The sequence below is a fragment of the Serratia sp. ASV30 genome, assembly GCF_016428815.1.
GTDB classification, from domain to species: Bacteria; Pseudomonadota; Gammaproteobacteria; order Enterobacterales; family Enterobacteriaceae; genus Chania; species Chania fonticola_C.
Map to the genome: position 1 here is coordinate 1 of NZ_JAELTL010000254.1, position 314 is coordinate 314.

The 314-nt window shown below is 67.8% G+C and carries 1 pseudogene; it reads right to left on the reverse strand.

The annotated features are described in order from the left end of the window. Positions 1–128, reverse strand: a pseudogene (locus tag JHD74_RS26840) (hydroxypyruvate isomerase); the annotation flags it as partial. Between the last annotated feature and the right edge of the window lie 186 nt (positions 129–314).

Consider the following 314-nt stretch of genomic DNA (forward strand, 5'->3'; position numbering starts at 1 on the left):
TGTTCATCGGTTAGATTGCCGCTGAGATAACCGGTCATTGAAGTGAAACGAGCTCCTGTCGCCACCAGTGCATCGATATCCTTATTGGCCCAGCTCCAGATTTCAACACCAAAGCCCAGTGCATGAACTGTCTCTTATACACATCTGACGCTGCCGACGATGCCAACTGGGTGTAGATCTCGGTGGGCGCCGTAGCATTAAAAAGGGGGGGGGGGGGGGGGGGGGGGGGGGGGGGGGGGGGGGGGGGGGGGGGGGGGGGGGGGGGGGGGGGGGGGGGGGGGGGGGGGGGGGGGGGGGGGGGGGGGGGGGGGGGG